The sequence below is a fragment of the Streptomyces sp. NRRL S-87 genome, assembly GCF_000719335.1.
Classification (GTDB): domain Bacteria; phylum Actinomycetota; class Actinomycetes; order Streptomycetales; family Streptomycetaceae; genus Streptomyces.
Window position 1 is genome coordinate 39070 of record NZ_JOGB01000053.1, and the last position, 7064, is coordinate 46133.

Annotated in this window: 6 protein-coding genes; all 6 read right to left on the reverse strand. The window is 74.0% G+C overall.

What is annotated here, in order from left to right:
- Nucleotides 1–128 precede the first annotated feature (128 nt).
- The gene (locus IF43_RS0127550; RefSeq protein WP_267884804.1) at nucleotides 129–1499 is read right to left on the reverse strand and encodes an aminobutyraldehyde dehydrogenase; all 1371 of its coding nucleotides are present in this window, start codon (nucleotides 1497–1499) and stop codon (nucleotides 129–131) included.
- Between the two features lie 133 nt (nucleotides 1500–1632).
- Nucleotides 1633–2952, reverse strand: coding sequence for an NAD(P)/FAD-dependent oxidoreductase (locus tag IF43_RS0127555; protein WP_030206309.1), 1320 nt, complete (start codon nucleotides 2950–2952; stop codon nucleotides 1633–1635).
- A 13-nt stretch (nucleotides 2953–2965) separates the two neighbouring features.
- Complete coding sequence (locus IF43_RS0127560; RefSeq protein WP_037890280.1) at nucleotides 2966–4099, reverse strand: ABC transporter ATP-binding protein; 1134 nt, start codon at nucleotides 4097–4099, stop codon at nucleotides 2966–2968.
- A gap of 3 nt (nucleotides 4100–4102) precedes the next feature.
- The gene (locus tag IF43_RS0127565; protein WP_037890284.1) at nucleotides 4103–5005 is read right to left on the reverse strand and encodes an ABC transporter permease; all 903 of its coding nucleotides are present in this window, start codon (nucleotides 5003–5005) and stop codon (nucleotides 4103–4105) included.
- Nucleotides 5002–5934, reverse strand: a complete 933-nt coding sequence (locus tag IF43_RS0127570; RefSeq protein ID WP_078910497.1) for an ABC transporter permease — start codon at nucleotides 5932–5934, stop codon at nucleotides 5002–5004. Before IF43_RS0127570 ends, IF43_RS0127565 begins: the two co-directional genes overlap by 4 nt.
- Nucleotide 5935: 1 nt before the next feature.
- Nucleotides 5936–7064: spermidine/putrescine ABC transporter substrate-binding protein (locus tag IF43_RS0127575; protein ID WP_030206320.1), on the reverse strand; the 1129-nt coding region annotated here is incomplete at its 5' end.

Here is a 7064-nt window from a genome sequence, read left to right on the forward strand (position 1 = left end):
CGCCGCCCCCGCAGGACGCGGGGGCGGCGCGGGACGGCGGGCGGCAGGGCTCGCGCCGGGGCCGGGGCCCGGGGTGGGAGGCCCGGGATCGGAGGGCCGGGCCCAGACCGCCGGGGTCAGGCCCGGGGTCAGAGCATCACGTGCTTGACCTGCGTGTACTCCAGCAGTCCGGCCAGGGACAGGTCGCTGCCGTACCCCGAGTGCCGCACGCCGCCGTGCGGCATCTCCGACACGGTCGTCCCGTGCGTGTTCACCCACACGATGCCCGTGCGCAGCGCCCGGGTGGCCCGCAGCGCGCGGTCCAGGTCCCGCGTCCACACGCTGGCCGCGAGCCCGTACCGGACCCCGTCCGCCAGCCGCAGGGCCTCCTCCTCGCTGCGGAACGGCTGCACCGTCACCACCGGGCCGAAGACCTCCTCCTGCACGATCTCGTCCTCCTGCCGCACTCCCGCGACCACCGTCGGGCGGTGGAAGAAGCCGGGCCGGTCCAGGGGCCGCCCGCCGGTGAGGACCTCCGCCCGGTCGGGCAGCCGGGCGAGCAGCCCGCGTACGGAGGCCAGTTGGGCCGCGTTGTTCAGCGGACCGAAGTCCGCCGACGCATCGCCCGGCGGGCCGGTGCGCAGTGCGGCCGCGGCCGTGGCGAAGGCCTCGGTGAACTCCTCGTACACCCGGTCGTGCACCAGCAGGCGCGCGGCCGCCGTGCAGTCCTGCCCGGCGTTGTAGAACGCGACGGCGGCCAGTTCGGCCGCCACCGCCCGCACGTCCACGTCCTCGTGCACGATCACGGGCGCGTTCCCGCCCAGCTCCAGGTGGACGCGCTTGAGGTCGTCGGCCGCGGCCGACGCGATCTCCCGGCCCGCCCGCACGCTCCCGGTCACCGCGACCATCCGGACCGCCGGGTGGCCGACGAGCGCGCGCCCGGTGTCCCGGTCACCGCACACCACGTTCAGCACCCCGGGCGGCAGGTGCGCGGCGGCGATCCGGGCCAGGAGCACCGCGGAACCCGGCGTGGTGTCCGCGGGTTTGAGCACCACGGTGTTCCCCGCCGCCAGGGCGGGCGCCACCTTCCACACCGCCATCATCAGAGGGTAGTTCCACGGTGTGATCTGCGCGCACACCCCGACCGGCTCCCGGCGCAGCAGCGAGGTGCGCCCGGCCGCGTACTCGGCGGCCGCCGTGCCGGGCAGGCCCCGTGCCGCCCCCGCGAAGAACCGTACGACGTCCACGACGGCAGGCAGTTCGTCGGTGCGGAACAGCAGCGGCGGCTTGCCGGTGTCCGCGACCTCCGCCGCGGTCAGCCGGCCGGCGTGCCCCTCCAGGGCGTCGGCCAGGTCCAACAGGGCCCGCTGCCGCGCGGCGGGGGTGCGCCCCGCCCACGGGCCCCCGGCCGCCTCCGCCGCCGCACAGGCGGCGGCGACGTCGGCCGGTCCCGAGCGCGGGGCCCGGCGGACCGGGCCGACGCCGGCCGGGTCGGCCAGTTCCATCCACGCCCCGGACACAGCGGGCCGGTCGACGCCGCCGATGTGGTTGGCGAGTTCGGGATCCGGTGCCGGTGCCGGTGCCGGTGCCGGTGCCGGTGCCGGTGCGGGGGCCGGCCCCGGGACCGCGCCCGGGCGGTGTCCCGCATCGAGTTCAGCCACGGCGCAGCGCCTCCTTCGCGGCGGCCCGGCCCGTACGCACCGCGCCTTCCATGTATCCGGCCACCCACTGGTCGGATCCGCAGACGTAGAAGGGCGGTTCGTGGGTTCCGTGCCGGGGCCCCACCGCCATCACGTCCCCCGGGACCCACTGCGTGACGTACCCCTGCGTCCACGGGTCGGTGCCCCATCGGCGCAGGAACACCGCCACCGGATCCAGCGCCCCGGGCCCGAACAACCGGGCGATCTCACCCAGGAGTTCGCCCTCGCGCAGCTCGTCGGGCATTCCCGCCAGCACGCCGTACCGCTCCGGCGGCACCAGCGCGGACAGGACGCCCTCGCCCTGCGGCCAGGTGCTCCCCAGCACGCCCTCGTTCTCCGACAGGCCGCTGCACCCCGTCTCGCGCCAGAACGGTCTCTCGTACGCGGCGACGAACTTGGCGGCGTGGGCCTGCCGTTGGCGGCGCAGCGAGGCGAGCCGCTCCTCGGCCACCCCGCGCACGGTCACCCGGCGCAGCGGTCCGACCGGCAGTGCGCACACCACGGCCCCGGCGGTGAGCCGCTCCCCGTGCACGAGCTCCACCGTGCAGCCGGCGGCGGGAGACACGTCGACCGCCCGGACCGGGGCGCCGAGCCGGATCCGGTCGGCGCCGAGTCCGTCCGCCGTGCGCAGGGCCACCGTGGCCGAGCCCTCCGCGACCCGCAGGCCCTCCCAGTCCTCGTACCCGTACGCCTCCCCGCCCGGCACGGCCGCGTGCTTGCGCAGAGCCGACAGCAGGGACGTCCGCTCGTACGAGCCGCTCGCCAGACCCAGTTGGCCGACCTCCCACAACCGGACCACGGCCGGGGACGCCCCCTCGGCCCGCAGCCAGTCGCCGACCGAGAGCCGGTCGAGTTCGGCGGCCCGCGGGTGGGACCACGGGTCGGCCGGGTCGACCGTACCGGCCAGGGCGACGAACGCCGCCGTGACCCGCTCGTGGCCCCTCCCGTCACCCGGGCCGAACCAGTGCGGCCGGTCTCCCGTCGAGACCGCCTCGGGCGTGGCCCGGGCGATCACCCCCGGCTCGGCGGTGTAGCTGGGCACCAGGGTCAGCCCCAGCTCGCCCGCCAGCTCCAGGTAGGCCGTGTGCGCCCGGCCCACCACCTCGCCGCCCAGCTGGACGAGCCGGCCGTCCGGCAGCCGGGTCTGCTCGACCCGGCCGCCGACCCGGTCGCGGGCCTCGACGACGAGGACGTCGGCCCCGCCGGCGGCCAGGTCGCGGGCGGCGCTGAGGCCGGCCAGCCCGGCCCCGAGCACGATGACGTCGTACCCCACGTGACCGTCCCCCTCAGTCCAGGACCAGGCAGTGCTCGGGCCGCCAGCCCACCGTGACCGGCTCGCCGCCGATCCACCGGTCCTCCCGGCGGGACCGGTCGGTGTTCTGCTCCAGGGCCGCGACGCTCACCCCGGGGGCCAGCTCGACGAGGTACGTGGTGGTGGCGCCCGAGTAGACGGTCTCGCGGACCACGCCGTCGGCGAGGGTCATGCCCGGCTCGAAGTCGGACAGCCAGATCTTCTCGGGACGCACCGCCAGGTGCACCCGGCCGCCCTCGGCGATGTCGGGCCGCTCCCCGACGGGCAGCACCGGTCCGCCGTCGACGTGCACCCGGCCGTCCCGGAACACGCCCGGCACCAGGTTGGAGGTGCCCATGAAGGAGGCGACGAAGCCGTTCGCCGGCCGCTCGTACACGTCCTCGGGCGTACCGCACTGCGCGATCCGGCCCTCCTCCATGACGGCCACCCGGTCGGACATCGTCAGCGCCTCGTCCTGGTCGTGGGTGACGAACACGAACGTGATGCCGATCTCCCGCTGGATCTGCTTCAGCTCGACCTGCATGCGCCGCCGCAGCCGCAGGTCCAGCGCGGCCAACGGCTCGTCCAGCAGCAGCACCTGGGGACGGTTGACCAGCGCCCGGGCCAGCGCGACGCGCTGCCGCTGACCTCCGGAGAGGGTGCGCGGCCTGCGGTCGGCGAGCCCGTCCAACTGCACCAGGTCGAGCATGTCCGCGACGCGGGAGCGGATCTCGGCGCGGCCGACGCCCTTGCGCCGGAGGCCGAAGGCCACGTTGTCCGCGATCGAGAGGTGGTCGAAGAGCGCGTAGCTCTGGAAGACCGTGTTGACGTCGCGCAGGTGCGGGGGCAGGCCGGTGACGTCCTGGCCGCCGAGCAGCACCGCGCCGTCGGTGGGATCGGCGAAGCCGCCGATCATCCGCAGGGTGGTGGTCTTGCCGCAGCCCGAGGGGCCGAGCAGGGAGAAGAACTCGCCGGGGGCGATGTCGAGGCTGAGGTCACGGACGGCGTACGCGTCCCCGTAGCGCCGGCTGACCCGGTCGAGCCGGACGGCGGGCGGGTCCTCGGGACCGGGTGCGGCGGGACGGGGTGCGGCGGGACCGGTGGGCGGCTGGACGGGCGCGGAGGTCATGGATCACTTCCCGGAGAGCAGGTCGAGGCCGCCGCGGCGGCCGAAGAGACGCGGGATCGCGAGGGCCAGCGCGATCAGCGCCACGGAGCCGGCCAGCATGAGCGTGCCGACGGCGTTGATGGTGGGCTGGACCCCGAACCGGATGGCCGAGTAGATGCGCACCGAGAGCGGCTGGGGGTCGACGCCCGTGGTGAAGTAGGCGAGCACGAAGTCGTCGAAGACGAGGGCGAACACGAGCACCGCGCAGGCCAGGATGCCGGGCAGCAGCGCCGGCAGGGTCACCAGCCGCAGCGCCTGCCAGCGGGTGGCCCCGAGGTCCATGGCGGCCTCCTCCACCTCGGGATTGAGGGCCGCGACGCGCGACCGCATGATCACCGTGACGTAGCTGATGGAGAAGGTGACCTCGGAGAGCATCACGGTCGCGGTGGACAGCGGTACGGCCACGCCCTTGAAGAGCAGCATCGCCGCGACGCCCGTCACGATCTCCGGAGTGATCAGCGGGACCAGCATGATCAGGCCGGCCAGCGAGCCGAGCCGGTTGCGCGAGCGGACCAGCCCGAGCGCCAGCGTCACCCCGAGCACGATCGAACCCGCGGTCGCCACCAGCGAGATGCGCAGCGACGTGCCCAGCGAGCCCAGCAGCAGGTCGTCGTGGGCGAACGCCTCGTACCACCGCAGGCTGAACCCCTTGAACACGGTCAGGGACTTCTGCGCGTTGAACGAGAACAGCGCGACGACCCCGATCGGCAGGTAGAGCAGGGCGAAGAAGCAGACGGTGACGGCGATCGCGAACCGGGGCCGGCGCTCCGCCCGCCGGCGACGCTTCCGGCGCACGGTCGCGCCCTTCGCGGCGGGACGCGCGGCGGCGGTCGGGGCCGTCGGTACGGTGGTGGACTCCGCGTTCATCGGACCGCCTCCGCCTCGTCGCGGCGGGCCCGGCGCAGGTAGCCCAGCAGGGCCACGAACAGCACCGCCATCAGCAGCATCGTCAGGGCCGAACCGAGCGGCCAGTCCTGGCCCTGGAAGAACTTGTCCTGGATCAGGTTGCCGATCATGATCTGGTCCGGTCCTCCCATGAGTTGGGCGCTGACGAAGTCGCCCATGGCGGGCAGGAACACGAGCACGCAGCCGGCCGTCGCCCCCTGCCGGGTGGCCGGCACGGTGACGAAGAGGAACGTGCGCAGCGGCCCCGCGTACAGGTCGCGGCCGGCCTCGATGAGCGAGACGTCCATCCGCTCCAGCGCCGCGTAGAGCGGGATGACCATGAAGACCACGAACCCGTAGACGAGTCCGGCGATCACCCCGGGACCGGTCTGCAGGATGGCGGTGCCGTCGCCGGCGACGCCCAGGGCGCGCAGCGCCCGCAGCACCGGTCCGTCGTCGGAGAGCACCACCGACCAGCCGTACATCCGCACCAGGTAGTTGGCGAAGAACGGGACCACGATCGCGGCGATGAGGAGGTTCTTGAACCTGCCGCCGTGCAGGGCGATGGCGTACGCCACCGGGTAGGCGACCAGCAGGCAGACGAGGCAGGCCAGCAGCGCGTACCCGAGGGACCGCAGCAGCACCACCCGGTAGGCGGGGTCGACCAGGGCCGCCAGGCTGCTCGGGTCGAGACCGAAGCGGGGGTTGCCGAGCGGGTCGGTGGTGCCGACGGAGAGCGCGGCGACCAGCAGGAGGGAGGCGAGGAGGAAGGCGCTCATCCAGACGGTGCCGGGGAGCATCAGCCACGTCCAGAGGCGGGTGCGGGTGCGGGTGCGGGTGGGGCGGGCAGGGCCCGTGGCGCGGGTGGGGTCCGTGGTGCCCGGGCGTGCCGCGCGTGTGCGTCGTGCCATGTCAGCCGGCCTTCACTTCGGTCCAGGCGCGGTCGCGGGCCCGTTCGCCCGGGCCGTCCGTGCCCCGGAAGAACAGGTCGTCCCGCAGGTCGTCGGTGCTCACCACGCAGGCCTCGAACGGGCCGACCACGGAGCGGTACGTGTCCTCGGTCCCGGCGACGGGCATCGGGTAGCCGATGTAGCGGATGTTCCGCTTCACGTTCTCCGGGCGCAGCATGTAGTCGATGAACAGCATCGCGGTGCCGGGGTGGGGGGCGTCGACGGGGATGGCGTAGCAGTCGGAGTTCACGGGGGCGCCCTCCTTCGCGGTCTCGAACCCGAACACGTCGGGGTCCTTGGCCTGGGCCAGCATCGCGGCCATGTCCCCGCTCCACGCCTGGGTCATCAGGGCGTTGCCGTTGAGCAGGTTGTTGTAGCTGTCGCTGGAGAAGCCGCGCAGGTGCGGGCGCAGCGACTTCAACGTGGCCGTGATGCGGCGCAGTTCACCCGGATCCGCGGTGCACAGGTCCACGCCCAGCTTGAGGGCGGCGAGCCCGAGCACCTCGTCACGGTCGTCGAGGACGAACACCTTGCCGCGGGCCCCCGGGTTCCACAGGTCGTCCCACGAGCCGGTCAGTTCGTCGCCGAGCCGGTCCCGGCGCCAGCCGATGCCGGTCTTGTACATCGTGAAGGGCACGGTGTGCGCGGACCTGGCGTCGTACCAGGGGTCGGCGAAGTAGTCGTACGCGTCGAACACCGCGCCCGCGTTGGTCAGTTGGGAGTGGTCGATACGGTGCAGCCGGCCGCCGGCGGCGAGTCGTTGCGCCCATTTGGCGTTCGGGAAGACGACGTCGTAGCGGTTGCCGGCGTTGAGCTTGGCCGCCATGCCCTCCATCGAGTCGTAGTTGGACTGGATGACCTTGACCTTGTACTCGTCCTCGAAGCCCGCGAAGACCGCCGGGTCGACGAAGTCGGCCCAGTTGAAGTAGACGAGGTCGCCGTCGGGCTTCATCTCGATCGGCCGCTCGGCCGCCGCGCCGGTGGACCCGCTCGCCATGAATCCGCAGCCGGCGGTGGTCAGGGCGAGGGCGGCGGACCCGCCGGCGCGGAGGAAGGAGCGCCGGGACGGGGACGGGGAGGGGGAGGGGGAG